The sequence below is a fragment of the Thiomonas sp. genome (genome assembly GCF_054608695.1).
This window is the reverse complement of the sequence record NZ_JBTRXV010000011.1, coordinates 40,816-67,296: the sequence shown is the minus strand read 5'-3', so window position 1 is coordinate 67,296 and position 26,481 is coordinate 40,816. Positions and strand designations below refer to the sequence as shown.

Sequence of the window (26,481 nt, the reverse complement as noted above, 5' to 3'; positions counted from 1 at the left end):
CTGCCGCCATGCGCCGCCGGCTTCGATCTGCGTGGGGCCGCAGGCGCTGGGGCAGGCGCGCGCCCAGGGCCGGGCGGTGGCGGTGTGGGTGGCGCGCAGCCGACTCCCCAGCTTCTTGCACACCGGCCTGGCTCAGGGCCTGCTGCGCTTGAACTTCCGCAACAGTGTGGTGTTCTACAGCCAGGGGGCGGGCCAGAAGATGCCGCATGCCGGCCCCACCAAGAATTTTCACGCCAGCTGATGCCACCATCAACCGGCACCATCAACCGCCTCCAATCTTTGCAGGATTTTGAAACCCATGAAGACCCTCATGCGCAACATTGCAGAAACATTCAATGTCTATGGTGCCCCGATGCGCCAAGTCTTCCTCGCCTCTCTGCTCGGTATCCTGATTCTGCTGCCACCCACAAGCCAGGCGGGTGTGATGCGTTGGGCCGATCGTGCCACGCAAAACCTCACCAACATCTACGACAACGGCACGCCCGATCTGTTCGTCACCGGCTACACCTGGCACGACCCGGCCACCTACACCGCAGCCAAGCGCGCTCAGCTCAACAGCCACGCCTGGGGCCTGGGTTGGGGCAAGCACATCATCGATGCGAACGGCAATGACGAGATGGTTTACGCCATGATGTTCTCCGACTCGCACCGCAACGCAGAACCCGTGGTCGGTTACGCGAAGCAGTGGTTGTGGGACCCCGTCGGCGCCTTGCATTTCGGGGCCGGCTACACCGCAGGCATCACCTCGCGTGCCGATATTTTCAAGAACATTCCTTTCCCCATCGCCTTGCCGCTGGTCTCGGTGGGTTACGGCCGCTTTACCCTCTATGGGACTTTCCTGCCGAAGGTGACCAGCACCTTGAACAACGGCAATGTGGCGTTCTTTTTCGCGCGCTACGCCTTTCGTTGAGGCCTCATGCAGCCAGCGCGACTGTGGCCGCGCCTTGGTCCCGAGGCGCTTGAAACTTTTTTTTTGCAGCCCTTGTGAAACCATCAACCGTCCCGCGCGTCGCCGGGCTGATCATGATGGTGCTGGCGAGCCGCGATCCGGTACTTAGGGCCTCGGTTTTTTGAGTGTTCCAGAATCGATCCCAGCCTCCAAGCAGCGCACAAAACTACCCCTCCCAGCCTCCCCCACATCGTGGAGGAGGAGCCGGCCCCCTGCCTATGCGTGTCGAGTGATGTGAAGATGCTCGGACTGCCGCGTGCATGCCCGGGGATGAAGACGCCGCGCCGATGTGGCGCGGCAAACCTGCTCAAACTTTGAGTCTGGGCTTATGCGCGCGGCTTGGCGCTGGCATTTGTGGCCCAGGTTTGGGTGTGTCCGTTTGCGGCTGAACGTCGATCACGGTCACCGGTAGCACCGGAGCCAGATTCCAGAGTGGTTGGGGCAGCAACACCGGCAGGTTGGGGGGCGTCACGAACAACGGTGCGCTCCATTGGGCCACGGTATTCTGCAAACTGGCCATTTGCGATTGCATGGCCTGCATTTGCTGCATGGCCCAGGCTGGCATGGCGCCCCCGTCGCTGCGTTGGATCACGATGCGGGCGTTGCCCTGAGGGCTTTGCCAGGTCCAGGTCTTGACTTGCACGGGGCCTGCTTGGGTGTGCTCGACCTGCACGGTTTCATGCATAGGAATGGGCTGGCCATCGAAATGCACGACGAGCGGTTGTGCGGCCAATGCCACGGCGGGTATGAACGCGGCGGCGGCCAGGAGTAAACGACGTTTACACATGGGAAACCTCCTTGGTCAGTTTTGGACATCATGGCCTGACCCAGGCATCGACGGGCCAAGGCCATGTAGTTCGTTCACCAAACCCGGCGCAGGTTCCTGAAGCCAGGCTTAAGCCGAATCGACCAGGAGACGACGCCGGCAACAAAGTGCCTGTCGGGACTCAACACTCGATGATGTTCACCGCCAGCCCGCCGCGGGCGGTTTCCTTGTACTTGGTCTGCATGTCGGCGCCGGTCTCGCGCATGGTCTTGATGACTTTGTCGAGCGAGACATGATGCTGGCCGTTGCCGCGCAAGGCCATGCGGGCGGCGTTGATGGCCTGCACCGCGCCCATGGCGTTGCGCTCGATGCAGGGAATCTGCACCAGGCCGCCAACCGGGTCGCAGGTCAGCCCCAGATGATGTTCCATGCCCACCTCGGCGGCGTTTTCCACCTGCTTCACGCTACCGCCGAGCACCGCGCACAAGGCCCCGGCGGCCATGCTGCAAGCCACGCCGACCTCCCCCTGACAACCCACTTCGGCACCAGAGATGGAGGCGTTCTCCTTGTACAGCAGGCCGATGGCGCCGGCCGTGAGCAGGAAGTCCACCACGCCTTGCGCGTCGGCCTCGGGGGTGAGGCGCATGTAGTAATGCAGCACCGCGGGCACGATGCCGGCAGCGCCGTTGGTGGGGGCGGTGACGACGCGGCCGCCTGCGGCGTTCTCCTCGTTCACCGCCAGCGCCCACAGGTTCACCCAGTCGAGTGCGCGCAGCGGGTCGATCGGGCTCGAGGCCGCCTTGCCATGCAAGGCGGCGTACAGCGCCGGGGCGCGACGCTCGACCTTGAAGCCGCCGGGCAGCACGCCTTCGGTGTGGCAGCCGCGCGCGACGCAGTCCTGCATCACGCGCCAGATGCGCAACAGGCCGGCGTCGATGCCGCTGTCGTGGCGCCAGTGGCGCTCGTTGATGCGCATGATGTCGGCGATGCTGCAGCGATGCTGCGCCGCCAGCGCGAGCAGCTCGGCACCGCTGTGAAAGGGCAGGGCGAGGATGGTGGTGTCGGGGGCGATGGCGGCGTGGCGGGAGCCGTCGGCGGCGAGTTCGTCGCTCAGCACGAAGCCACCACCGACCGAGTAATACGTGCGTTCGGCCAGCAGCGCACCGGCCGCATCGAAAGCCGCAAAGCGCATGCCGTTGGGGTGCAGCGGCAGGGGCTTGCCGCGCTGGAACAGCAAGTCGGTCTGCGGGTCGAAGGCCAGGCCGTGCACCCCCAGCAGCGTGAGGCGCTTGGCTTTGCGCACGGTGTCGATCCGTGCAGGAACTGCATCGACATCCACCTGGTCGGGCTCCTCGCCCATCAGTCCGAGCATCACGGCCTTGTCACTGCCATGGCCTTTTCCCGTGGCCGCCAGCGAGCCGTACAAGCGGCATTCCACGCGGGTGGTGGCCGCGAGCAGGCCCTGTTGCTGCAAGCCGGTGGCGAACAGGCGCGCGGCGCGCATCGGCCCGACGGTATGGGAACTCGACGGACCGATGCCGATCTTGAACAGGTCGAACACCGAAACGGCCATGGTCATTCCTTGGTGAGGTGTGCAGGCACCTGGCGCAATGCGTGCCGGCTCAGCGGTTCATGCCGCCTGGGCGCAGGCGGCGGCCAGGTCGGCGGCAAAGGCGTCCACGGTTTCGGGCTGCGTGTCCCAGGCGCACATCAAGCGGCAGCCGCCGCCGGCGATGAATTCATAGAACTTCCAGCCGGCCGCATGCAAGCGCGCGATGCTGGCCGCGGGCAGCTGCGCAAACACCGCATTGGCTTGCGGCGGATGCAGCACGCGCACTCCCGGCAAGCCGTGGATGGCCTGGTACAGGCGCTGCGCCATGGCGTTGGCGTGACGCGCGTTGCGCAGCCAGGTGTCGTGCTCCAGCATGCCCACCCAGGGCGCGGAGATGAAGCGCATTTTCGAGGCGAGCTGCCCGGCCTGCTTCACGCGCCAGGCGAAATCGGCGGAGAGTTCGCGGTCGAAAAACACCACCGCTTCGCCCACCGGCAAGCCGTTCTTGGTGCCGCCGAAGCACAGCACGTCAACCCCGGCGCGCCAGGTGATTTCGGACGGATGCACGTCGAGCGCGGCCACCGCGTTGGCGAAGCGGGCGCCGTCCATATGCAGCTTCAAGTGCCGGCGCTTGGCGATGGCGGCAATCGCCCGCACCTCCGCCACCGAGTACACCGTGCCGAGTTCGGTGGCCTGGGTGAGGGAGACGACCTTGGGCTTGGGGTAGTGGATGTCGTGGCGCTTGGTCACCAGATCTTCCACCGCATCCGGTGTGAGCTTGCCCAGGAGCGCGGCGGCGCTGTCGCTTTCGCCAACCAGCAATTTGGAGCCGTTGGAGAAAAACTCCGGGCCGCCGCATTCGTCGGTTTCGATATGCGCCACCGGCGAGCAGATGACGCTGTGATAGCTCTGGCACATCGACGCCAGCGCCAGCGAATTGGCCGCGGTGCCGTTGAACACGTAGTACACGTCGCAATCGGTCTGGAACAACTCGCGCAGCATGTCGGTGGACTTTTGCGTCCAGATGTCGTCGCCATAGGCCGGCTGGTGGCCGCTGGCGTTGGCGTCGAGCAGGGATTGCAGGGCTTCGGGACAGATGCCGGCGAGGTTGTCGCTGGCGAATTGCTGGCGGGGGGTAGTGGAGGTGGTCATGGGCGATGGGAACGGGTGTGGAGCCTGGGCGCGGCGTTGTGCGCCGCCTGCTCTTCGATGGACAATCCTGTATTCGACGCTCTTTCCGCTCCGCCTTCAAGCCACACATGCGCCTGACCCAGTTTTCCGACTACGCCTTGCGTGTGCTGATGTACGCGGCCGAGCATCCCGAGCGCCTCGTCACCATCACCGAACTGGCCGACTTCCACCGCATTTCGCGCAGCCATCTCACCAAGGTGGTGGTGCATCTGGCGGGGAGCGGCTATTTGCAATCCGTGCGCGGCCGCGGCGGCGGTTTGCGCCTGGCGCGCGAGGCGGCGTCCATCCGCATCGGCGAGGTGCTGCGCGGCACCGAGGAAGACTTCCGTCTGGTGGAGTGCTTCGACCGCCGCACCGACGCCTGCGTGCTCACGCCGCATTGCCGGCTTGCCTGCGGCCTGCATGCGGCGCTCGATGCCTTTTTTCAGTCGCTCGATGGCCTGACCCTCGCCGATCTGACAGCAGGGGGCGGTGCGCGAATCGACACGCAGACGGTCGCGCTTCCAACGCCGACAGGCAGGGCGCGGCGCACGGTGCCGGCCGCATAGGTCCGATCCCGTGGCGGCATGAAGGGTTTGCCGAAGCGCATCGCGGGTTATATGATTCATACAAGATGAATCAATACATCCGTCCCGACACGGTGGCCCCAGGACACAAGCCATGAGACTCGACCCCGCACTGTGCAGCGAAGACGCCATCGCCCGCATGGTGCATGCTTTCCATGCCAGCGTGCGGCAGGACGATCGGCTCGCCCCCGTCTTCGACGCGCACATCGCCGACTGGCCCACCCATTTGGCGAGGATGGTGGACTTCTGGACTTCCGTCCTTCTCGGCTGCGGACGCTACAGCGGCACGCCGATGCCGGCCCACCAGGCCTTGCCGCAACTCGATCCCGCATTGTTCGCGCGTTGGCTGCAGTTGTTCGAGGCCACCACCCAGGCGGTGTGCGAACCCGCGATGAAGGCCAGGGCCGACGAGCTGGCGCGGCGCATCGCGCAGAGCCTGTGGCTGGGCTGGCAGATGGCCAACCGGCCGCGCGCGGCGGCCCGCGGCCTGGGGGATGCGCGGCATGTCTGTTGATCTCCTGCGCGTTCAAGAGCCGGACCCGCCCTCGTTCGCCGCCAGCTTCGAGTTGGGTTTTCGCCCGCTGTACGCCCTGGGCATGGCCTGGGCCGGCGTGGTCGTCATGGTCTGGGTATTCGCGCCTGGCGTGGCTCAAGCGCCGCTTGCCGGCGTGCTCTGGCACGCGCACGAGATGCTGTGGGGCTTCGTGGCGACCATCGCGGTCGGCTTCCTGCTCACCGCCGTGCCCAACTGGACGGGCCGGCCGACGCTGCGCGGCTGGCCGCTCGCCGCCTTGTGCCTGGCCTGGCTGCTGGCGCGCGCCGGCCTGCTTGCGGGCGGCGCGTGGTTCAAGCCCGCGGCCGTGCTCGACGTGGTGTTTTTCGCCGCCGCCGCCATGGCCTGCGCCCTGCCCATCCTGAAGACACGCAACCGGCGCAACCTCGGCGTGCCCTTGCTGCTGCTGGGCCTGGGGGCGACCGACGCGGCCTTCCTGTGGGCCGCGCAGGGCGCGGCGTTCCCCGAACTCTGGCGGGCCATGCATGCCGGTCTGCTGCTGATGGCCGTGGTCGCCGCGCTGATCGGCCGCCGCGTGATCCCGTTCTTCGCCACGCGCGCCGTGCCGGGCCTGCAACTGAACGCGGCCGCAGGCAGCGGTGTGGTCAACCTTGCGCTGCTGGCGCTGGCCGTGGGCCTGCAGATGCTGGGCCGCTGGCCCGTGGCCGAGGGTCTGGCGCTGCTCGGCTCGGCGGGCATCATGCTGAGCCATCTGTTGCGCTGGAAGCCCAGGCGCGTGCTGCACCAGCCGCTGCTGTGGATTCTGTATCTCGGCTATGCGGGCCTGGCCAGCGGCCTGGCGGCGCGCGGGGCGCAGGCGCTCGGCGCGTCCGTTCCCGACTCGCTCTGGGTTCACCTCCTCGCCGTATGCGGCTTCGCGGTGCTGATCATCGGCATGGTCACCCGCACGTCCCTGGGCCACCTGGGGAGGGCATTGCGCCTGGACCGCTGGTCCCTGCTGAGCTATGGGCTGCTGCTGGCCGCCGCAGTGCTTCGACTCTTGGCTTTCGTGCCATGGCCGGCGCAGGTCGCGGCATTGCAGGCGTCCGCCGTGCTGTGGGCGCTGGCTTGCTGGGTGTTCGTGCTGCGCTATCTGCCCTGGCTGGTGCGGCCCCGCGCCGACCGCCCGCTTGCGGGCGGCATCAGGCACAAACCGGGTCCTGCGCGAGGTTGACATGACATTCGTGGTCACCGAAGCCTGCATCAAGTGCAAGTACACCGACTGCGTGGCGGTTTGTCCCGTGGACGCGTTCCGCGAGGGCGTGAACATGCTGGTGATCGACCCGCGCGACTGCATCGACTGTAATCTGTGCGTACCGGAGTGTCCCGTGGCCGCCATCTATCCCGAGCACGAGGTTCCGGCGGAGCAGCAGGAGTTCACCGCGCTCAATGCCGACCTGGCGCGCAGTTGGCCGGTGATCACGCGGGTCAAGGCCGCGCCGACGGATGCCGATGCATGGGCCGAGGTGCGGTACAAGCGGCATCTGCTGGACCGCGCCCCGCCGCGCTGATCGCGCATGCCTTTGCACGGCCCCGTCCTCACCGTCGAGGCCTGTGCAGATGCCGGTTTTCATCCTGATCCGGAGCCCCCATGCTGCTTGAATCCCTGCTCGCCTACGCCCATATCTCCGCCATCCTGCTGCTGGCGGTATTTCTCACCGCCAAGACCGCGCTGATGCGCGCCGACGTGATCGTCGGGCGCAAGAGCGTGCTGGACCGCTTGATGGCGCTGGACCTGTGGCTGTGGGGCAGCTTTGCCGCCGTGCTGGCCACGGGAGCCGCGCGCATGGCGTGGGGGGTCAAGGGTTGGGCTTGGTATGCGGGGAACCCCCTGCTTTGGGGCAAGGTTGTGTTGTTCGCCGTGATGGTGGCCATGGCCTTGCCCCAGACCCGGACCTTGCGCCGCTGGAACCTCCGGCAGGCGCAGGACGGTTTTTTCCCCGAAGCCGAGGACATCCGCACCCAGCGCGTGTGGCTGATGTGGCAGGCGCATGTGATGGTGGTCGTGCCGCTGCTCGGCGCGCTGCTGGCTTATGGCTATTGAGGGTCCCCTGCACACTTCCTTGGATGCGCCCGCCGCCAAGGCGGCAAGAAGCATCGGTCGATGCGTACGCCCGAATGACGTAATAAGTTACATCGTTCACATACGGAAACATTAGCATATGACTTTGCGCAAGGCTTTGTATCCATGGCTACTTATATTCCTGGAATGCGCTTGACGCTGCAAAGCGTAGGTGCGGACCCGACACACCCCAAGGAGAAAACCCATGCAAGAAGAAGTTCCCTATGTGCCCTTACCCATGATCGGTGCGGATGGGCGGCCGGTCGCGCAAGTTGATTTGCCGATACCCGACTTGCAGTTCGCACGCCCCCGTGGCACCTGGGTCATCGTCGGGGCCTTGTTCATCGTCGTCATCGGCCTTTGGGCGATGGTGGCATCGTATTTTTCTCTACGAGCTTGAGGAGTCGATATGGCAACGACGACACATGACGCATTCGAGGACAAGTTTCATCACGTCGCCTTGCGGCACGAGCGCGCCTGGGTGTTCATTTCGGTTGTGATGGTTGCGGTGCTGTTCATCGTCACCGTTTACTTCGTGGTGCACGACTACGGCCTGGTCGCCAAGACGGCCCGGTTCTACAGCAACCCCGACACTCCGGCGACCCTGGCGGATTTCCAGGGCTCGGGCATCAAGCAGACCGGGCCCAATAGCTACAACGTGTACGAGATGGGCCGCGCCTGGAGCTGGACGCCCGGCACCGCCACGCCCATCACCTTGCCGGCCGGGTCCAAAGTCAAGTTTTACGTGACCAGCGGCGATGTGCTGCACGGCTTCGAGGTGCAGGGAACCAGCATCAACATCACGGCCATCCCCGGTGTGGTCGGGCATGTGACTTACACCTTTGACAAGCCCGGCACCTACTACATCATCTGCAATGAGTATTGCGGCGCCGGCCACCAGGCCATGATCGGCAAAATCGTCATCACCGGAGCGAAACAGTCATGAGCGCAGTCCTGAGCCCTTCTGCCACGCGCAGCCTTGCCGTGCCCACCGCCGGGGACATCGCCAGTGAAAAGAAAATGCTCCTGGCTTTCTGGGTCACGGGCTTCCTGGCGCTGATGGTCGGCATCGCCATCGGCGTGCTGCAAAGCGCGAACTACGCCGGAATCGATCTCTATCCCTATCTGCAACCCTTTCTCAAGTCCTACTACCAGGGACTGACCCTGCATGGCGTGCTCAACGCCTTCGTGTTCACCTTCTTCACCATTTCCGGCTGGCTGATGTATCTACCTGCCCGTGAACTCAAGCTCAAGCCCATGATGGGCCTTGCCTGGCTGACCTACGGGCTGATGCTGCTGGGCACGCTGATGGCCGCCTACGCCATGCTCGACAATTCGTCGAGCGTGCTCTACACGTTTTATCCGCCGCTCGAGGGCAGCCCATGGTTCTACCTCGGCATCACCCTCGTGGTGGTGGCCAGCCTGCTGCCGCTGGCTGTGGTCCTGGAAATGCGCGCCCGCTGGAAAAAGGCCCACCCCGGGGAGGTGACGCCGCTCGTCACCTTCATGAGCGCAACCACCTTGCTCATGTGGCTGCTGGCCGCTCTGGGCGCGGCCATGGAGGCGGTGTTCCTGCTCGATCCCTGGTCGCTGGGGCTGACCCACACCATCGATCCGCTGCTGGCACGCACGTTGTTCTGGTGGACTGGCCACCCCATCGTGTATTACTGGCTGATGCCAGGCTACATCACCATCTACGCCATGCTGCCGCGCCAGGCCGGCGGCAAGCTGGTGTCCGACCCGCTCACACGGCTGGCCTTCCTGCTGCTGCTGGTGTTCTCGGTGCCGGTGGGGACACACCACCAGTACATGGACCCTGGCATTGCGCCGGTCATCAAGGGCGTGGTCACCGCGTTGACTTTGTCGGTCGCCGTTCCCAGCCTGATCACGGCCTTCACCGTGGCCTTGAGCCTCGAGTACGCCGGGCGCCGCCGCGGAGGCAAGGGGCTGATGGGCTGGTGGACGGCACTGCCGTGGAAGGATGCCTCGGTGGCGGCCCAACTGCTGGCGCTGGTTTCTTTCATCTTCGGCGGCGCAGGGGGTATCGTCAACGCCAGCTGGCAGCTCGACAACGTGGTGCACAACACGCTGTGGATTCCCGCGCACTTCCACCTCACGGTGGGCACGATGACCACGCTGGTGTTCATGGGCGTGAGCTTCTGGCTGTTGCCCCACCTCACCGGCCGCAAACTCTACAGTCCGAAGATGGCTCTCGCATCCGTCTGGCTGTGGTTCATCGGCATGATGATCTGGGGGCTGGGCGGCCACTGGGCCGGGATGGACGGTGTGCCACGCCGTTCCTGGGTCTCGGGGCTGCCGCATGACCAGTTCATGCAGTTGTATGGCGCCGTGCAGCCGGCGCTGATCCTGGTGGGGATCGGCGGGGCCATCGCCATGCTCGGCGCCGTGGCGTTCTACATCGTGTTTTTCGGCAGTCTGTTCGGCCGCAAGGACGACCGGGCCATGGTGGCGATCCCATTCGCCGAAGTCATCGCCGGTCCCGAAGGCTCGGCGATGGCGCGCATCGCCGAGCACCTCGGGTTCTGGGCCATTGCCACGCTGGTCATCACCCTGGCCGTCTACATTCCCGTGCTGTGGCCCATGATCACCCATCCCATCCACGCACCCGGCTTCGTCTTGTGGTGAGTGAATGAGGGCTGCAAGCGCAGCGCCGCACGCCCCCGGGCCGCTCAGGCGGCCCGGGGGCCGGAGGGCGTCGGTGCTGCGTGCCGTGCTTGTCTCCGCGGTCCTGATCGCAACGCTTTTCGCATGGTCGCGGCTGCAGCAGCACGCGGTTGCGCTGCATGGCACACCGCTTGCGCCGTCCCCCGCGCCGGCTTTCGCCGGATTCACCGACACGCAGGGCAGGGCGTTTTCCTGGGGCAATGAGCGCGGGCGCGCGGTGCTGGTGTTCTTCGGCTACACCCATTGCCCCGACGTCTGCCCGCTCACCCTCTCGGCGCTGGCGCAAGCGCTGTCCACGCTTGGCCCGCTGCGCCGGCGCGTGCGCGTGGTTTTCGTCAGTCTCGACCCCGCACGGGATACGCCGACCGTGCTGCGCGCCTATCTCGATGCCTTCATCGCCGACGCCATCGGCCTGCGCGGCCCGCTTCCCGCAGTGGCCGCATCGGCCCGGCAATGGGACGTGACCTGGCGGCGCGTGAACGCGGAAGGGGGCGACTACTGGATCGATCACACCGCTGCCGTCACCCTGGTCGGGCCCGATGGCCGGCTGCTGGCGCGCTACGGCTACGGCCAGCTCACCGACCCCGCGTGGCTGGCGGCCGATTTGCGCGCAACGCTGGAGCCCAGGTGACAGCCCCGGGATGGCCGCTCGCCGCATGGAGCGGCTGGTTCGCGCTGGTCGCGGCTGGCGCGGTGCTGTATGCCCTGGCCGCGAGGCGAGGGCGCTGGCCCTGGTGGCGCGCGGCGGTGTTTGCCCTGGGGGGCGCGCTCGCCCTGTTTGCGGCCTGGGGACTGAACAATCCGCTGGCGTCGATGACCGACTACACCGTGGCCCTGATGACGCTGGGTCAGGTGGCGTCGCCCTTTCTGCTGCTGGGTTTCCCACCTGCTGCGCGCTTGCAATGGCGCTCCAGCGGCAACCGCTGGTGGGCGGCGTGGCTGCTCGATCCGTGGGTGGCCGCGGCGGTGTTCGTGCTGCTGACCCTGGGCGTGAATCTGCCCGGCGTGTTCGACACCGCCTTGGCCGATGCGCTGTTTTCGGCGCCCATCGGCATGCTGTTGCTGGTCTCGGGGCTGATGTTCTGGGCGCAGCTGCTGCCCGGCAGCACCGGCATCGGGCAACGCTGGGTGGCCGGCATCTATGCCTGGCTGGCCAGCCTGCCGATGATGATCATCGCCGCCGTTTGGGTGTGGAGCGGGCATGTGCTCTACACGCCGTATCTCGATGTGTTGTGTCTGTGGAACCTGAGCCCGCTGGACGATCAGCATTACGCCGGTCTGGTGATGTTCGCCGCCGGCCTGCCGCTGCAACTGCGCGCTGCATGGCTGCTGATCATGCCGGGTGACGACGAAGACCAGCAGGACAGGATGAAGGGCCGTGATTCAACCACGATGGGCGTCGCGTCTGATCGATGACGTGCGCCTTGGCCATGACTTCCGACTGAAGCCGAACTGAAACGCGCCCACGGCAAGGCCTGCGAGCCTTGAAGATTGGCACATGGCGCATATTCTCATATTCTGTTTGTAGACGTTGTGCAAACCCGTCGAACGGCTTCAAGCGGCTCCAAACGCCAACCACAACACAGGAACCACACCATGGCCACCAACGATGCGCCGCAAGGCCAGGGGAATCCGGCCGGCAAAAAATTGCCCAAGTTCGACCCCAAGACCCGCGTGCACCTGGGCTATTGGCTGATGGCCATGGTCGCCGTGTTCTGGCTGCAAAGCATCTGGTCGACATCCCAGGACGTGCAAACCGTGCCTTACAGCCAATTCCAGACCGAATTGCAGCAAGGCAAATTCAGCAATGTCGTGGTGGGCCAGCAGACCATCACCGGCACCCTCAAATCGCCAGACGCCACCGGCAAGAAAATCATGATTGCCGTGCGGGTCGATCCCCAACTCGCCGGCCAGTTGCAGCGTCAAGGCGTGACCTATTCGCAGGCTTACAGCAACACCTGGCTGAGCAACATTCTCTCATGGGTGCTGCCGGCGCTGGTGTTTTTCGGTGTCTGGTATTTCATGGTGCGCAAGTTCGCCGAGAAGCAGGGCGGTATGGGCATGGGCGGCTTCATGTCCATCGGCAAGAGCCGGGCCAAGGTGTACATGGAAAGCAGCACCGGCGTGAGCTACGATGACGTGGCCGGTGTCGACGAAGCCAAGGCCGAACTCAAGGAGGTGGTCGACTTCCTGAAAAATCCGGTCGACCACAGCCGCCTGGGCGCGCGTGCGCCCAAAGGGGTGCTTCTGGTGGGTCCGCCCGGCACCGGCAAGACCCTGCTGGCGCGGGCCGTGGCCGGGGAGGCCGGCGTGCCGTTCTTCTCCATCAGCGGCTCGGAATTCGTGGAAATGTTCGTCGGCGTCGGCGCCGCGCGGGTACGCGACCTGTTCGAGCAGGCGCGGGACAAGGCCCCGGCCATCATCTTCATCGACGAACTCGACGCCCTCGGCCGCGCGCGCGGCGCCTCGCCCTTCGGCGGCGGCCACGACGAGAAGGAGCAGACCCTCAACCAATTGCTGGTCGAGCTCGACGGCTTCGATTCCGCCTCGGGCCTGGTCATTCTCGCCGCCACCAACCGCCCTGAAATTCTCGACCCCGCCCTGCTGCGCGCCGGCCGCTTCGACCGTCAGGTGCTGGTCGATCGCCCCGACAAGCTCGGCCGGGTGCAGGTGTTGCAAGTGCATGTGCGCAAGATCCATCTCGACCCGACCGTGGACCTGGAGCAGGTGGCAGCGCTCACGCCCGGGTTCTCGGGGGCCGATCTTGCCAACCTGGTGAATGAAGCCGCGCTGATGGCGACGCGCAACAACGCCCAGACCGTCACCACCGAGCATTTCACGCTCGCAGTCGAGCGCATCGTCGCCGGTCTGGAGAAGAAGAACCGCCTGCTCAACCCCAAGGAACGCGAGATCGTCGCGCATCACGAAATGGGCCACGCCATCGTCTCCATGAGCCTGCCTGGAACCGACGTGGTGCACAAGGTGTCCATCATCCCGCGCGGCGTCGGCGCCCTGGGCTACACCATCCAGCGCCCGACCGAGGACCGCTACCTCATGACTCGCGAGGAACTGGAGAACAAGATGGCGGTACTGATGGGTGGGCGTGCCGCCGAGCACATCGTCTATGGCCACTGGTCCACCGGCGCCGCCGACGATCTGGCCAAGGTCACCGACATCGCCCGCAGCATGGTCACGCGCTACGCCATGGTGGACAAGCTGGGATCGATGACCCTGGAAAATGCGCCGCAGACCATGCTGGGCGGGCCCGTCATGCCGCAACAGCGCGAATACAGCGAGCAGACCGCCCGGGAAGTGGACTGCGCCGTGCGCGAACTGGTGAATGCCGCATTCATCCGCGCCGAAGCCATCCTTCAGAGCAAACGCGCCATGCTGGACGAAGGCGCGCGCCAGTTGCTGGACAAAGAAACCCTGAGTGGTGCCGAACTCAAAGCCTTGACGCAGATTGCCGTGCCTGCCGAACCGGCGGCCGCAGAGACGAATGCAGAGATGAAGCCAGCACCCGCCGCCAGCCCGGCATCTGCCTGACTCGGCCGGGCGGCGCCCAAAAAAACGCCGGTCGATCGACCGGCGTTTTCAATACAAGGGATGCGCTGCTTTACTGCGTGACCTTGGCTTGCGCGAGCAATTCCTGCTGGTACTTTTGCACCGCTTCGCGCTGCAGTTCCTGCATGATCTGGGGCTTGAGTTGATCCATGGTCGGCGGCTTGGCCGGGCGGGTCTTGTCCAGCTTGATGATGTGCCAGCCGAACTGGGTCTGCACCGGGATGGTGGTGTACTCGCCCGGCTTGAGCTTGGTCAGCGCGGCGGCGAACGGCTCCACGTAGTTGCCGGGAGTGGACCAGCCCAGATCACCGCCCTTGACGGCCGAGGCTGCATCCTTCGAGTATTTCTTGGCCATCGCGCTGAACTTGGCGCCCTTTTTCAACTGCGCGATGATGTCATCGGCTTCCTTTTCGGTCGGCACCAGGATGTGCTGGGCTTCGTACTCGGTGGTGCCGAAGCTCTTGGCGAACTGGTCATACTTGGCCTTGACCTGCGCGTCGGTGATCGGATGCTTTTTCAGATAGTCCTGGAACAGGGTGCGAATCAGAATGTTCTGGCGGCCGACCTGGATTTCTTCCTGCACGTCCTTCTGGTTCTGCAGGCCTTGTTTTTCGGCTTCCTGCACCACGACTTCACGCAGGATCAGTTCTTTCTTGATCTGGTCCTTGAGTTGCGGGGTCACGGGCTGGCCGGACTGCTTGGCCATGTTCTCGGCGACGATGGTGACCATGCTCTCGGGAATGGCCTTGCCATTGACGGTGGCTGCCGTCTGGGCGAATGCCACGGGTGACAGCAGGGCGAGTGCCAAAGCTGCTGGCAGAAGTTTGATCAGGGGTTTTTGCATGACTGAATGGGGAGGGGTTCGTGAGCGCAGGCCACAAGGACCACGAGGGCTTGCAACCTAGGGTTGGGGTGGCTTGGATAAGTCGCCCGGGGCATGCAGGTCGAGCACGAGGGCATGAATGTCGTGCGCCAGCATCGAAGCCAAAGCATCATACACGAGCCTATGGCGCGCAAGCCTTGACTTTCCGCTGAATGCATGGCTGACCATGCGCACGCGAAAATGGCTGCCCTGGGCATCGAAGCCGCCATGCCCGGCGTGGCTGGCGGATTCGTCGATGACCTGCAGTTGCTCGGGGTCGAGCGCCAGCCGCAAGGCCTGCTCGATGCGCTGGGCGCGGTGCATCAAACGCTCCATCAGGCGTTTTTTCGCGGCAGGTAGCGGGCGATCATCAAGGACTGGATGACGGCGAACACCAGCGTGAGGCCCAGGCTGCCGAAGAGCTTGAAATCCACCCAGATGGCGGTGGAGTAGCGGTAGGCCACCCAGATGTTGACGATGCCCATGACCGCGAAGTAGCCGGCCCACGACCAGTTCAGCCGCGTCCAGGCCACGGCGGGCAGATCCATCTGCGTGCCCAGCAGTTGGCGGATGAAGTTCTTGCGGAACAGCACCTGACCGCCCACCAGCACGACGGCGAACACCCAGTACAGCACCGTGGGCTTCCACTTGATGAAGGTGTCGTTGTGCAGCAGCAGTGTGGCGCCGCCGAACAGCACGACGATGACGAGGCTGACCCAGAGCATGGGCTCCACCTTGCGGCCCTTGAACCACACCCAGCCGATTTGGGCGAAGGTGGCGGCGATGGCCACGCCGGTGGCCACATAGATGCCGCCGAATTTGAAGGCGACGAAAAACAGGATGATGGGAAAAAAGTCGAACAGGAGTTTCATGCCCGTCATTATCCTTGTTCGCCGGTGCTGTCGGCATGCTGGCCAGGGGCGAAATCGAGCGCTGCGGAGTTGATGCAGTAGCGCAGGCCGTTCAGTCCGGGGCCATCGTCGAACACATGGCCGAGGTGGGCATGGCATTTGGCGCAGCGCACTTCGGTGCGCACCATGCCATGGCTGCGGTCTTTCACTTCCTCGATGGAATGTCCCCAGGCCGGCTCGGTGAAACTGGGCCAGCCGGAGCCGGAGTCGAACTTGGTGGTGGAGTCGAACAGCAGCGCGCCGCAGCACACGCAGCGGTAACTCCCATCCGCATGGTGGTCCCAGTATTGGCCGGTGAAGGGGGCTTCGGTGGCGCTGCAGCGCGTCACGCGGTATTGCTCGGGGGTGAGTCGGAGGCGGTAGTCGGCGTCGGCTTTGTCGTCGGGCTGGGTGGGTGACATGAAGCAATCTCCGTGGAGAAGAAAAGTTGAAGCATGGTTGGGGCGAACTTGCCGGGGCGGTCGAGCCGGTTCAAGACGAGCAGGACAGGGCGGGAGCTTCGGCATCCTGCGGCGGTGCGGCGGCGTAGGCCGCGTGCTCGGGCTGCTCCGCATAGGGATGCCGCAGTACGGCCATCAGTTCCCGCGTGGCGGAAAAATCGCCGGCCTCGGCTTGGGCAATGACGTCTTGCGCCAGATGATGGCGCAAGACGAAGCGCGGGTTCACAAGGTCCATCGCCAGCTTGCGTTCGGCGTCCGCACGGCCCTGCTGCTGCAGGCGCTGGCGGTACTCGGCAACCCAGGTGTGGAAGCGTCGCGGGCGGGTGGCGAACAGGCTTTGCAACGCCTCGGGAATCGGGCTGTCGGGGTTGGCGGACAGAGGGCTCAGCAGGCGAAAACTCAGGGTCCAGTCGGCCTGGTTCTCGGCCATGGCCGCAAGCCAGGCGTCGACCAGGGCATCGTCGCCGTCTTGTGGTGCACCCAGGCCCAGCTTGTCTTGCAACTGGGCGCGCATGGCTTGCGAGAACTGGGGCTCGAAGGCTTCCACTGCGTCAATCGCGAGCCGGGGATCGCCGATCAGCGGCAGCAAGGCCTGGGCCAGCGCCAGCAGATTCCAGCGCGCAATGGCCGGCTGCCGTCCCCAGGCATAGCGGCCGGAGCGGTCGGTGGTGTTGGGTGTGTGCGCCGGATCGAAGCCGTCCATGAAAGCGAACGGGCCATAGTCCAGCGTCCAGCCCAGCATCGACATGTTGTCGGTATTCATCACCCCGTGGATGAAGCCCACGCACTGCCATTGCGCCATGAGCCGGGCGGTGCGCGCCACCACGCCCTGCAGCAGGGCGAGTACAGGGTTGGCGGCATCGGCGCAGGCGGGATCGATGCGGGCGATGGTCCAGTCGGCCAGGCGGCGCAGCGCTGCATGCCGGCCGCTGTAGCTGAAGTGCTCGAAATGGCCGAAGCGGATGAAACTCGGCGCCAGGCGTGTGACGACCGCCGCGGTTTCCATGCGCTCGCGCGCCACCGGCAAGCTGGAGGTGACGAGGCAGAGCGCACGCGTGGTGGGAATGCCGAGGTGCCACATGGCTTCGCTGCAGAGGAATTCGCGGATGGAGGAACGCAACACCGCGCGCCCATCGCCATGGCGGGAGTAGGGCGTGAGCCCTGCTCCCTTGAGTTGCACTTCCCAGCGCGCATGGCCGCAGTTCTGCGTGGCATCCGGCGCGTCGAGTTCGCCCAGCAGGTGGGCGCGGCCGTCACCGAGTTGCCCGGCCCAGTTGCCGAACTGGTGGCCGGAATAGACGGTGCTGATCGGGTCGCAACCGGCCGGCAGGGTGGTGCCGCTGAACAACTCGGCCCAGGCCTGCTGCGTTTCAGGATGGGTCGATTCCAGATGCAGACCCAGCAGGCGCGAGGCATCTTCGCTCACCAAACTCAAGCGCGGTGCGGGTAGCCCCATTGGCCGAACAGGGCTGAAGAATTCGCTCCCCAGGCTGCGATAGGGCTGGTCGAAGCCGAGGTCGACCCTGTTTGGAGTCGGTAGCGAGCAAGTTTCCATGGCGTGATTGTCCCCGAGAGCGAAAGCCCTGCGGCGACTGTGTCTGTGTGCGTCTCGAGGCCAACCCGCGAGCAATGGGGATGTGGCCCAGGGCTGGCGGCCCGATGACGGAAATCACGCCATACCACTTGCGGTATCAGAATGAAACATTTTGAAACCTTGGCATCAGGTCTGCCGTCGAAATGCAGGGTTTTCCCGTGGGAAAAGCGCTTGAGCAGCCTGCGTGCATTGCAGCAGAATGTCACCTGCCAAACCAACAAACTCCAATGCCGAACACGCCGATATTGCGGGCCCAGGGGCTCAGCAAGCAGTTTTCCGGTTTCGCCGCGGTGCAAAATGTCGATCTGAAAATCGAAGAGGGATCGATTCATGCACTGGTCGGTCCGAACGGCGCTGGAAAAACAACCTGCTTCAATTTGCTCAGTAAATTTCTCCAGCCCAGCGCGGGCGATATTTATTTTCGTGAGCAGAACATCACAAAAATGTCTCCAGCCAATATATCCAGGCTGGGCATGGTGCGCTCGTTTCAAATCAGCGCCACATTTGCGCACATGAGTTTGCTGGAAAATGTGCGTGTGGGCCTGCAGCGCAGTTCCGGGCTGGCGCATCAGTTCTGGTTGCCCAAGCGCGCCCTGCGCAAATTGGACGACCAAGCCATGAGCTTTCTGGATCTCGTCGGTTTGTCCACCGAGGCAGAGCAACTGGCCACGAACCTGCCCTACGGCCACAAGCGTGCGCTGGAGCTGGCCACCACGCTGGCGATGAATCCGCAACTGCTCTTGCTCGACGAGCCCACCCAGGGCCTGGGTCATGAGGACGTGGAGCAGGTCACCGATCTCATCCGTCGCGTCGCCAAGGGCCGCACGGTGCTGATGGTTGAACACAATATGTCGGTCATCTCCCGCATTTGCGACCGAGTCACGGTGATGCAGCGCGGCCAGATCCTGGCCGAGGGCAGTTATGCCGAGGTGTCGCGCAACCCTGAGGTGATTGCCGCCTACATGGGCGACGAAGCCGAGGAGATGCAGACATGACCGCACCCGAGGTGTTGCATGCGCCGTCCGCCTCGGCTCACGCACCGGTTTCCGACGCAGCGCTGCAAGGCGCTGCAAGTGCCGCCTTGCACATCGACAAGCTGCACGCCTGGTATGGCGAGTCGCATGTGCTGCATGGCGTGAACCTGCACGTCCAGCCTGGCGAGACCGTCTGCCTGCTGGGCCGAAACGGGGCAGGGCGAACCACCACCCTGCGCGCCATCATGGGGCTGACGAGTGCGCGTACCGGCAGCATTCGCGTGTTCGGATATGAGGTCATTGGCGTGCCGCGCCACCGCGTCGCGCCGCTTGGGGTGGGCTACTGCCCGGAAGAGCGTGGTATTTTCGCAAGCCTCAGCGCGCATGAAAATTTTTTACTTCCCCCTGAATTGAAAACCGGGTTTTCCGGACTCAGCGAAGACGAGATCTATGCTTTGTTTCCCAATTTGCGGGAACGAGCCAAAAGCCCAGGAACGCGTTTATCCGGCGGCGAGCAACAAATGCTCGCGGTGGCGCGCATTTTGCGCACCGGCGCGCGCCTGCTGTTGTTGGATGAAATTTCCGAAGGCCTTGCTCCTGTTATCGTGCAGGCTCTCGGCCGGGCGATGAATGCACTGAAGAACAAAGGCTTTTCAATTCTGCTCGTCGAACAGAATTTTAGATTTTCTGCGAATTTGGCCGACCGATTTTATGTCATGGAAGGCGGCCAGATCGTTCTGGAAATCGCGCGAGCCGATTTAGAAAAAAATCGCGCGACACTCAAGGGTTTGCTCGGAATTTGAATCCGGTCAAACCATCCATCCACAAGGAGACTTGCATGAAACTGAACAAACTGACTTTGGCACTCGCCCTGGCACTGGGTACGGCATCGATGGCCCAGGCCGAGGCGCCGGTGAAAATCGGCTTCATCACCGATTTGTCTGGCGTCTATTCCGCCGTTGACGGCCCCGGCGGCGTGGCCGCGATCAAGATGGCCATCCAGGACTTCGGCGGTTCGGTTCTCGGCCGCAAGATCGAACTGACGAGCTTCGATCACCAGAACAAGGCCGACCTGGCCGCTGGCAAGGCGAAGGAATATTTGTCGCAGGACGGCGTCGACATGCTGATCGGCGGCACCAACAGCGCCACCGCACTGGCCATGGAACCCATTGCCGCGCAGTACAAAAAACCGTTCTTCGTGGTGGGCGCGGGTGCGTCCACCATCGTCGGCAAGCAATGCACCCCTTACACGGTGATGTATGCCTACAACACCACGGCGCTGGCACGCGGCACGGCCAGCGCCGTGATCAAGCATGGCGGCAAGACCTGGTATTTCCTCACGGCCGACTACGCCTTCGGCAAGTCGCTCGAGAGCGAGGCGGCCAAGGTGGTCGAGGCCGATGGCGGCAAGGTCGTGGGTCAGGTCTATGCCCCGCTGGGCGCATCCGACTTCTCCTCCTATCTACTGCAGGCGCAGGCCTCCAAGGCGCAGGTGCTCGGCTTGGCCAATGCCGGTGGCGATTCCGACAACTCCATCAAGCAGGCCAACCAGTTTGGCGTGACCAAGACCATGAAGCTGGCTGGTCTGCTGCTGTTCATCACCGACATTCACGCCGTCGGCCTGCCCGCCGCGCAAGGCCTCTACCTCACCACGCCGTGGTACTGGAACCAGAACGCGCAGTCGCGGGCCTGGGCCGAGCGCTACTTCAAGGAGATGAAGGCGATGCCGACCTTCATTCAGGCTGGCGACTATTCCGCCACGCTCACGTATCTGAAGGCGGTGAAGGCGGCCGGAACCACCGACGGCACCAAGGTGATGGACGAGATGCACAAGATGAAGGTCAACGACATGTTCATGCATGACGGCTTCATGCGCCCCGGCGGCCTGATGATCCACGACATGTACCTGGAACAGGTCAAGACCCCGGCCGAATCCAAAGAACCCTGGGACTACTACAAGCTGGTGCAGACCATCCCCGGCAACGACGCTTTCGGCCCGGCTGCCGCCTACGGCTGCCCGCTGGACAAGTAAGAGGCAAGAGGCGTTGAGGTGCCTGCCTCGCGCGCTGCCGAACGGCGCGAGGCAGGCCTTCACCGAACCGGTTTGACGTTCGAGGTGCAGCTTGACTGAACTCTTTGGTTTTCCCTTGCCCCTGCTGCTGGGGCAACTCATGCTCGGCCTGGTCAACGGCGCGTTCTACGCCATGTTGTCCCTGGGGCTGGCCGTGATTTTCGGCTTGATGGATGTGGTGAATTTCGCCCACGGCGCCTTCTTCATGATGGGCGCGATGTTCGCCTGGATGGGCGGGCAATACTTCCATCTCGATTTCTGGTGGATGCTCCTGATCGCCCCCTTGCTGGTGGGCCTGTTCGGCGTGTTGGTCGAGCGCCTGATGCTGCGCCGTCTGCGCGGCATCGACCCCATTTACGGCCTGCTCCTGACCTTCGGCCTCACCCTCTTGATCGAAGGCGTATTCCGCTCCTTCTTCGGCGTGGCGGGCTCGCCCTACAACCCGCCTGCGCTGCTGAGAGGCACCCTGGATCTGGGTTTCATGTATCTGCCCGTGTACTACGCCTTCGCCGTGGTCGCCAGCCTGGTGGCCTGCTTCGGCACCTGGCTGCTGATCGAGCGCACCAAGCTTGGCGCCTATCTGCGTGCGGGCACTGAAAACCCGGCGCTGATCCAGGCCTTCGGCATCAACTTCCCGCTGCTGGTCATGCTCACATTCGCCTTCGGTTCGGCGCTCGCCGGCCTGGCCGGGGTGCTTGCGGCTCCCGTCATCCAGGTGTCGCCGCTGATGGGCTCCAACCTCATCATCGTGGTCTTCGCCATCGTCGTCATCGGTGGCATGGGCTCGGTCATGGGCGCCATCGTCTCGGGCCTGGCGCTTGGCATCATCGAGGGGCTGGCCAAGGTCATTTATGCCCCCATTTCCACCACCGTGGTGTTCATCTTCATGGCCCTGGTGCTCACCGTGCGCCCCGCCGGCCTTTTCGGCAAGGAAAAATGACCATGCCCTGGCGCGCGCGTTTGCCTGCTCATGTGACCTGGGCCTTGCTGCTGCTGGCCTTGGCGGCGCCCTGGCTGGGGCTCTACCCGGTGCTCGGCATGCGCATGATGTGCTTCGCCCTGTTCGCCTGCGCCTTCAACCTGCTGGCCGGTTATGCCGGGCTCATTTCCTTCGGCCATGCCGCATTGTTCGGCGGCGCGGGCTATCTCACCGGCCTGGCCCTCACCGCCTGGGGTTTGCCCACGCCGGTGGGCATTCTCATCGGTGTGCTCGCCGCGCTGGGCATTGGCCTGGTGATGGGTTTGCTGGCGGTGCGGCGGCAGGGCATCTACTTTTCCATGATCACCCTGGCGCTGGCGCAGATCGTTTATTTCTACGCCTTGCAGGCTGATTTCACCGGCGGCGAAGATGGCCTTCAGGGCATTCCGCGTGGCAGCCTGTTCGGCTTGCCGCTGCAGTCCGACCGGGTGATGTACTACGTTGTGCTGGCGGTGTTCGTGGCCAGTTGGTGGTTCATGCGCCGGGTGGTGAACTCCCCTTTCGGCCAGGTGCTGCAAGCGGTGCGCGAGAACGAGCCGCGCGCCATCTCGCTCGGCTACCGCGCCAACCGCTACAAGCTCGGCGTGTTCCTGCTGTCAGCCGGGTTCGCTGGGCTGGCGGGGGCGATGAAGGCGGTGGTGATGGGTTTCGAGACCCTGACCGACGTGCACTGGAGCACTTCGGGCTTGGTCATTCTCATGACCCTCGTGGGTGGCCTCGGCACCGACCTCGGACCCATCCTCGGCGCCGTCATCATCACCGTGCTGGAGGAAAAAATGGGCACCATTGCGCGCTTTCTGGTGGACCTCACCGGCATCCACTGGTTCAACAACCTCAACGACTCGGTGAGCATGGTGATCGGCGCCATTTTCGTGCTCTGCGTGCTGCTGTTCCGGCGCGGCATCGTGGGCGAGTTGCGCGCCCGGCTACGCGGGACGCAGCCGTCCTGAAATCGATGGCACAGCAGGGGTTTTGACGGTACGGATGGCCGCCCTACCGGCTTCCAAGGATCTACCACGAAGTCAACCTTCCTGTGTTCACCGTCCCCGGCGAGAAGACCGTGGCGAATTTAGGCGTGATGCGCGCCCAGTTCAACCTCAAACGAGCCGCAGCGAACGGCCTGTGTTGATGGTTGCTTGAGTAAGATGGGCAGCATCGACCGGATACGCGTTCGGCATGTACCGCCAACTGACTCTTCTGCGCATGCGCTGGTATGCCGCCGCCACCGGCCGCGTCTTGGTGCGGCATTGGCAGCTATTCGTCATCGCGGGCGTGTTCGTGCCGGTCGGAACGCCGGTCGGCAAACTGGTGATGAGCCTCGCCATGCCGCTGATGATGGTCCTGCGCGTCGGCAGCGACACCATCTGGCATTTCCAGCGCATCGTGCTGATCCAGGGCATCGCCCTGGTCTGGGTCATGGTGCAACGCCGTCACATACTCGGCGGCGAATTCATGGCCTATGTGCAAGCGTTGCCGATCTCTCTGCGCGAGCGGCGCTGGGTGGATGTGTCGGTGCTATTGCCCGCCAACAGCCTTTTACTGGTCCCTGTGGCGGCCTTGCTCATGGTCGCGCCCACCGGCGTGTCCGGACCAACATCCACCGTGTTCCTGCTCGCCTCGGCGGGTGTTCTGGCCAGCCTTGTGCTCCTCGCCCAGCTCGCCATGCTGGAGCGACACCCCGCGGCTGTCCTCACGATCGGCGTGGCCGATGGGGTGCTGAGTTGGTGCCTGACCCGCCCGGCCGATGCGGCGGGCTGGTTTGCCCTTGGCGCTTGCGTGCTTTTCGGCGCGTCCTTCCTGCGCGTTCCGCCCGGCCTGTTCAAGGCTTTGCGCCAGGCCAGGATGCGGCGCGCCTCGGCTGGAAGAAAAAACCGTCTTCTCAAGGAAACGCCGGGCCGCCAGCCGCCGGAGTCGACTGGCCTTCGTGCCGTCCAAGCCTGCGCAGGCAGGCTTGGAGCCGCGGCACTCAGCCCCTGGGGCGCTCAACAGTTCTTCCGGTTATTGCCGCCGGCCAGACGCATTCAGATGCAAGCCCTGTGGTTGCAGCATGCAGGGAGCACGGCTCTGCGCATGGTGGCGGCCATGGCGCTGGTCCTGGGCGCCGACGTGCTGATGCAGGTATTCGCCTTCGACACCCGCGCCTTGCCCACCGCCATTCTCGCCATGGCTGCCGTCGCCCTGATCATCAGCGGCCTCTACCGCATGCTGCGATCGGCACATCTGCCGGTGCAGCCCTATCTGCGTGCACTGCCTCTCCCAAGACGTTTCTGGGCGGTGCAGGATACAGCCTTCGTCGTCGCGTTGGGCGCGGTGCCGCTGGCGGTTCTGCTGGTTCCGCTGGGCCTGCATCGCGGCTCTGCCGTCATGACCCTGCTGGTCCTGGCCCTGGCTTACTTCGCACTGCTGGCCTTGCTGCGATTTCCGCTGGTCTACGGCGGGCGGCAGGCCGTTTTGCTGGGCGTGATCCTGGCCAGCACCTGGTCCGGCGTGGCGATGGCTGCGGTTGTTCGATAGGAGTGTGGCGATGCTGCGGTTCTCTGGAATCACGAAGGCGTTCGGCTGGCGCCAGGTGTTCCGGGGCATTGACGACGGTCTGGCTCCCGGCGTCTATGCCCTGCAAGGGGCGAATGGCAGTGGCAAATCCACGCTGCTGGGCATCCTGTCGGGGGCGATCGCGGCCGACTCCGGCGACGTCTGGATCGACGGTGTCAGCCTGAACGCCGACCCGCTCGCAGCCCGCCAGCGACTGTCTTATGCGCCGGATGAAAGTCCCATCTATCCCTTCATGGGCGGACGGGACCTGCTGGACTTCGTTGCGATGGCCAAACAGGTCAAGATCGATTCCGCCATGCTCGATCTCGCCGCGCAACTCGGCCTGAGCCCGTACATGCAGACCCGCTTCGGTGCCATGTCGCTGGGCACGCAAAAGAAGTTCCTGCTCTGCGCCGCCTGGATCGGCGAGCCCCGTGCGATGCTGCTGGACGAGCCTTCCAACGGCCTGGACACGCGGGCGCGCAAGCTCCTGGCGCAGCGTATCCGGGCACGCGGGCTGCAAAACCTGACCCTGTTCGCCAGCCATGACACAAGCTTCGTCGAGGCTTGCGGGGCGACGGTGCTGCATATGGACCGTTTCACGGCGCATGGTCCTTGCACGCAGGCACCCGGCTGACTTTCCGACCGGCCAGTCGCGAAATCTTGGGCGCGGGCTTGCTCAGTCGGCGTCAGGCGGCAGATCGTCCTGCGGCTTGACCGCGTCCGGGCGTGACACCAGCACCTTGTCGATGCGCTTGCCGTCCATGTCCACGATCTCGAAACGCCAGCCGCCCCAGTCGATGTGGTCGCCGGTGTGCGGCAGCCGCGCCAGCAGCAGCATGAGCATGCCGGCCAGGGTGTTGTAGCGCCCCTTCTCCTCCTCCGGCACGGACTTGAGCGCGAGCTTGTCTTTGAGGTCGCCCACGGGAATCAAACCGTCCAGCAACCAGGAGCCGTCGTCGCGCTGGATCGCCCAGGGCTCTTCGGACGGGTGGCTCTTGAACTCGCCGGCAATGGCCTCCAGGATGTCCTGCACCGTGACGATGCCCAGGGTCTGGCCGTATTCGCCAAGCACCAGCGCGGTGTGATCCGAGCTTTGCTTGAAGGTCTGCAGCAGCTCCAGCCCGGTGAGACTTTCGGGCACGAAGATGGCGTGGCTGGAAGCCTTGCTCAGGTCCTCGATGCCCTCGCGCCGGATGAAGCGGCCGAGCAGCTCCTTGGTCGACACCAGGCCGAGCACGTCGTCCAGGTCGCCGCGCACCAGCGGAAAGCGCGAATGCGGAGACTGCGCAATCTTGGCGAGGTTGTCGGTCAGCGGGTCTTCCACGTCGAGAAACTCGATCTCGTTGCGCGGCGTCATCAGCGAGGCGATCTGGCGGTCGTCCAGGCGGAACACGTTGCGCACCATCTCGTGCTCCTGCACCTCGATGACGCCGGCGTCCGAGCCTTCCTCCAGCACCACGTTGATCTCCTCTTCCGTCACATGCGTGGGCGCGTCGGTGCGCACCCGCAGCAGGCGCAGCAGCAGATCGGTGGAGAACGACAGCAGCTTGACGAACACCGCCACGCTGCGCGCCAGGACGAGCATGGGCTGCGCCACGAACAGGGCGATTTTTTCCGGGGCCAGCTGCCCCAGGCGCTTGGGCACCAGCTCGCCAATCACGATGGACAGATAGGTGATGACCAGCACCACCAGCGCGGTGCTGGCGATGTTGGCAAACTGCGGCAAGAGCCCGAAGCCCTGCAGCCAGAGGCTGATGGGAGCGGAGAACGCGGCTTCGCCGATGATGCCGTTGAGCACGCCGATGGACGTGATGCCGATCTGCACCGTGGACAGCAGCCGCGTGGGCTGCTCGGTGAGCCGCAGCGCGGCGCGTGCCGGAACGCTGCCGGATTCGGCCATCGCGGTCAGGCGCGCGCGCCGGGCCGTGACCAGGGCGATTTCCGACATCGCGAACAGGCCGTTGAGCAGAATCAGGGCGAAAAGAATCAGGACTTCCGTCATCGTGGTCAGGCTCGTCAGTCAAACACGGGGCCGTCCCGAAGCTGGCATGCCGCCTCGGGTGGCAGACGCAGCAGGCAGCGTCCAAGGGAAACTCGGGAGAGGAAAATAGCCGACGCGGGATAGCCTACGCGGACAGTCAGCAGGCGCCCGCTTTGGCGGGCGCGGCAACGCGTTTGGCCGCGTGCGCTTTGGCCGCGCGTGCATCTGCGGATGCGACTGCAGATG

At 64.6% G+C, this 26,481-nt stretch carries 28 protein-coding genes and 1 pseudogene; 20 read left to right on the top strand and 9 right to left on the bottom strand.

Annotated elements, in window-relative coordinates; translation table 11 throughout:
- A pseudogene (locus ACYCUK_RS06910) lies at nucleotides 1–241 on the top strand (hypothetical protein); the annotation flags it as partial.
- A gap of 57 nt (nucleotides 242–298) precedes the next feature.
- Nucleotides 299–910 (top strand): lipid IV(A) palmitoyltransferase PagP, encoded by a 612-nt coding sequence (pagP, locus tag ACYCUK_RS06905; RefSeq protein ID WP_461594070.1) that lies wholly within the window; start codon nucleotides 299–301, stop codon nucleotides 908–910.
- A 346-nt stretch (nucleotides 911–1,256) separates the two neighbouring features.
- On the opposite strand, the gene ACYCUK_RS06900 is transcribed toward pagP, so the two are convergent.
- The 3 genes from ACYCUK_RS06900 to ACYCUK_RS06890 all read right to left on the bottom strand — a co-directional run bounded on the left by ACYCUK_RS06900 (nucleotide 1,257) and on the right by ACYCUK_RS06890 (nucleotide 4,419).
- On the bottom strand, nucleotides 1,257–1,736 hold the full coding sequence (locus ACYCUK_RS06900) for a hypothetical protein (RefSeq protein ID WP_461594069.1): 480 nt from the start codon (nucleotides 1,734–1,736) through the stop codon (nucleotides 1,257–1,259).
- A gap of 160 nt (nucleotides 1,737–1,896) precedes the next feature.
- Nucleotides 1,897–3,288, bottom strand: a complete 1,392-nt coding sequence (locus tag ACYCUK_RS06895) for an L-serine ammonia-lyase (protein WP_461594068.1) — start codon at nucleotides 3,286–3,288, stop codon at nucleotides 1,897–1,899.
- Between the two features lie 57 nt (nucleotides 3,289–3,345).
- Complete coding sequence (locus ACYCUK_RS06890; protein ID WP_461594067.1) at nucleotides 3,346–4,419, bottom strand: threonine aldolase family protein; 1,074 nt, start codon at nucleotides 4,417–4,419, stop codon at nucleotides 3,346–3,348.
- 107 nt (nucleotides 4,420–4,526) lie between these two features.
- Between ACYCUK_RS06890 and ACYCUK_RS06885 the strand changes: the two genes are divergently transcribed.
- The 11 genes from ACYCUK_RS06885 to ftsH all read left to right on the top strand — a co-directional run bounded on the left by ACYCUK_RS06885 (nucleotide 4,527) and on the right by ftsH (nucleotide 13,870).
- Nucleotides 4,527–5,006 carry an RrF2 family transcriptional regulator gene (locus ACYCUK_RS06885; protein ID WP_461594066.1) on the top strand — a complete coding sequence of 160 codons (480 nt, stop codon included), beginning with the start codon at nucleotides 4,527–4,529 and terminating at the stop codon, nucleotides 5,004–5,006.
- Nucleotides 5,007–5,118: 112 nt separating this feature from the next.
- On the top strand, nucleotides 5,119–5,538 hold the full coding sequence (locus tag ACYCUK_RS06880) for a group III truncated hemoglobin (protein WP_461594065.1): 420 nt from the start codon (nucleotides 5,119–5,121) through the stop codon (nucleotides 5,536–5,538).
- Complete coding sequence (locus tag ACYCUK_RS06875) at nucleotides 5,528–6,751, top strand: NnrS family protein (RefSeq protein WP_461594064.1); 1,224 nt, start codon at nucleotides 5,528–5,530, stop codon at nucleotides 6,749–6,751. The genes ACYCUK_RS06880 and ACYCUK_RS06875 overlap by 11 nt, the downstream gene beginning before the upstream one ends.
- A gap of 1 nt (nucleotide 6,752) precedes the next feature.
- Entirely contained in the window at nucleotides 6,753–7,088 is a 336-nt protein-coding gene (gene fdxA / locus ACYCUK_RS06870; protein ID WP_461594063.1) for a ferredoxin FdxA, read from the top strand.
- An 80-nt stretch (nucleotides 7,089–7,168) separates the two neighbouring features.
- A complete protein-coding gene (locus tag ACYCUK_RS06865; protein WP_461594062.1) occupies nucleotides 7,169–7,621 on the top strand; it encodes a DUF2214 family protein in 453 nt (150 codons plus the stop codon).
- Nucleotides 7,622–7,844: 223 nt separating this feature from the next.
- Entirely contained in the window at nucleotides 7,845–8,039 is a 195-nt protein-coding gene (locus ACYCUK_RS06860) for a hypothetical protein (RefSeq protein ID WP_461594061.1), read from the top strand.
- A gap of 9 nt (nucleotides 8,040–8,048) precedes the next feature.
- The gene (locus ACYCUK_RS06855; protein ID WP_461594060.1) at nucleotides 8,049–8,585 is read left to right on the top strand and encodes a cytochrome c oxidase subunit II; all 537 of its coding nucleotides are present in this window, start codon (nucleotides 8,049–8,051) and stop codon (nucleotides 8,583–8,585) included.
- Nucleotides 8,582–10,285, top strand: a complete 1,704-nt coding sequence (locus ACYCUK_RS06850) for a cbb3-type cytochrome c oxidase subunit I (protein ID WP_461594059.1) — start codon at nucleotides 8,582–8,584, stop codon at nucleotides 10,283–10,285. The genes ACYCUK_RS06855 and ACYCUK_RS06850 overlap by 4 nt, the downstream gene beginning before the upstream one ends.
- A 73-nt stretch (nucleotides 10,286–10,358) precedes the next feature.
- A complete protein-coding gene (locus tag ACYCUK_RS06845; RefSeq protein ID WP_461594058.1) occupies nucleotides 10,359–10,955 on the top strand; it encodes an SCO family protein in 597 nt (198 codons plus the stop codon).
- The gene (locus ACYCUK_RS06840) at nucleotides 10,952–11,740 is read left to right on the top strand and encodes a cytochrome c oxidase assembly protein (RefSeq protein ID WP_461594057.1); all 789 of its coding nucleotides are present in this window, start codon (nucleotides 10,952–10,954) and stop codon (nucleotides 11,738–11,740) included. Before ACYCUK_RS06845 ends, ACYCUK_RS06840 begins: the two co-directional genes overlap by 4 nt.
- 180 nt (nucleotides 11,741–11,920) lie before the next feature.
- On the top strand, nucleotides 11,921–13,870 hold the full coding sequence (gene ftsH, locus ACYCUK_RS06835; RefSeq protein ID WP_461594056.1) for an ATP-dependent zinc metalloprotease FtsH: 1,950 nt from the start codon (nucleotides 11,921–11,923) through the stop codon (nucleotides 13,868–13,870).
- A gap of 70 nt (nucleotides 13,871–13,940) precedes the next feature.
- Here the strand turns inward: ftsH and ACYCUK_RS06830 are convergent, their stop codons facing one another.
- The 5 genes from ACYCUK_RS06830 to ACYCUK_RS06810 all read right to left on the bottom strand — a co-directional run bounded on the left by ACYCUK_RS06830 (nucleotide 13,941) and on the right by ACYCUK_RS06810 (nucleotide 17,656).
- Nucleotides 13,941–14,732: a peptidylprolyl isomerase gene (locus ACYCUK_RS06830; RefSeq protein ID WP_461594055.1), complete on the bottom strand. Its 792-nt coding sequence runs from the start codon at nucleotides 14,730–14,732 to the stop codon at nucleotides 13,941–13,943.
- Between the two features lie 57 nt (nucleotides 14,733–14,789).
- Complete coding sequence (locus ACYCUK_RS06825) at nucleotides 14,790–15,074, bottom strand: BolA family protein (RefSeq protein WP_112488375.1); 285 nt, start codon at nucleotides 15,072–15,074, stop codon at nucleotides 14,790–14,792.
- Nucleotides 15,075–15,085: 11 nt separating this feature from the next.
- Complete coding sequence (locus ACYCUK_RS06820) at nucleotides 15,086–15,622, bottom strand: septation protein A (RefSeq protein WP_112488374.1); 537 nt, start codon at nucleotides 15,620–15,622, stop codon at nucleotides 15,086–15,088.
- 8 nt (nucleotides 15,623–15,630) lie between these two features.
- Nucleotides 15,631–16,062, bottom strand: coding sequence for a peptide-methionine (R)-S-oxide reductase MsrB (gene msrB / locus ACYCUK_RS06815; protein ID WP_461594054.1), 432 nt, complete (start codon nucleotides 16,060–16,062; stop codon nucleotides 15,631–15,633).
- Nucleotides 16,063–16,132: 70 nt separating this feature from the next.
- Nucleotides 16,133–17,656, bottom strand: a complete 1,524-nt coding sequence (locus tag ACYCUK_RS06810) for a protein adenylyltransferase SelO (protein ID WP_461594053.1) — start codon at nucleotides 17,654–17,656, stop codon at nucleotides 16,133–16,135.
- Between the two features lie 266 nt (nucleotides 17,657–17,922).
- Between ACYCUK_RS06810 and ACYCUK_RS06805 the strand changes: the two genes are divergently transcribed.
- The 7 genes from ACYCUK_RS06805 to ACYCUK_RS06775 all read left to right on the top strand — a co-directional run bounded on the left by ACYCUK_RS06805 (nucleotide 17,923) and on the right by ACYCUK_RS06775 (nucleotide 24,888).
- Nucleotides 17,923–18,690 carry an ABC transporter ATP-binding protein gene (locus tag ACYCUK_RS06805; RefSeq protein ID WP_461594052.1) on the top strand — a complete coding sequence of 256 codons (768 nt, stop codon included), beginning with the start codon at nucleotides 17,923–17,925 and terminating at the stop codon, nucleotides 18,688–18,690.
- The gene (locus tag ACYCUK_RS06800; RefSeq protein WP_461594051.1) at nucleotides 18,687–19,472 is read left to right on the top strand and encodes an ABC transporter ATP-binding protein; all 786 of its coding nucleotides are present in this window, start codon (nucleotides 18,687–18,689) and stop codon (nucleotides 19,470–19,472) included. The genes ACYCUK_RS06805 and ACYCUK_RS06800 overlap by 4 nt, the downstream gene beginning before the upstream one ends.
- Before the next feature lie 35 nt (nucleotides 19,473–19,507).
- Nucleotides 19,508–20,701 carry an ABC transporter substrate-binding protein gene (locus ACYCUK_RS06795; RefSeq protein WP_461594050.1) on the top strand — a complete coding sequence of 398 codons (1,194 nt, stop codon included), beginning with the start codon at nucleotides 19,508–19,510 and terminating at the stop codon, nucleotides 20,699–20,701.
- 91 nt (nucleotides 20,702–20,792) lie between these two features.
- Nucleotides 20,793–21,680 (top strand): branched-chain amino acid ABC transporter permease, encoded by an 888-nt coding sequence (locus ACYCUK_RS06790; protein ID WP_461594049.1) that lies wholly within the window; start codon nucleotides 20,793–20,795, stop codon nucleotides 21,678–21,680.
- Nucleotides 21,677–22,669 carry a branched-chain amino acid ABC transporter permease gene (locus ACYCUK_RS06785; RefSeq protein ID WP_461594048.1) on the top strand — a complete coding sequence of 331 codons (993 nt, stop codon included), beginning with the start codon at nucleotides 21,677–21,679 and terminating at the stop codon, nucleotides 22,667–22,669. Before ACYCUK_RS06790 ends, ACYCUK_RS06785 begins: the two co-directional genes overlap by 4 nt.
- Before the next feature lie 226 nt (nucleotides 22,670–22,895).
- Nucleotides 22,896–24,233: a hypothetical protein gene (locus ACYCUK_RS06780; protein WP_461594047.1), complete on the top strand. Its 1,338-nt coding sequence runs from the start codon at nucleotides 22,896–22,898 to the stop codon at nucleotides 24,231–24,233.
- Nucleotides 24,234–24,243: 10 nt separating this feature from the next.
- Nucleotides 24,244–24,888: an ABC transporter ATP-binding protein gene (locus tag ACYCUK_RS06775; RefSeq protein WP_461594046.1), complete on the top strand. Its 645-nt coding sequence runs from the start codon at nucleotides 24,244–24,246 to the stop codon at nucleotides 24,886–24,888.
- A 42-nt stretch (nucleotides 24,889–24,930) separates the two neighbouring features.
- Here the strand turns inward: ACYCUK_RS06775 and ACYCUK_RS06770 are convergent, their stop codons facing one another.
- Entirely contained in the window at nucleotides 24,931–26,256 is a 1,326-nt protein-coding gene (locus ACYCUK_RS06770; RefSeq protein ID WP_461594045.1) for a hemolysin family protein, read from the bottom strand.
- Between the last annotated feature and the right edge of the window lie 225 nt (nucleotides 26,257–26,481).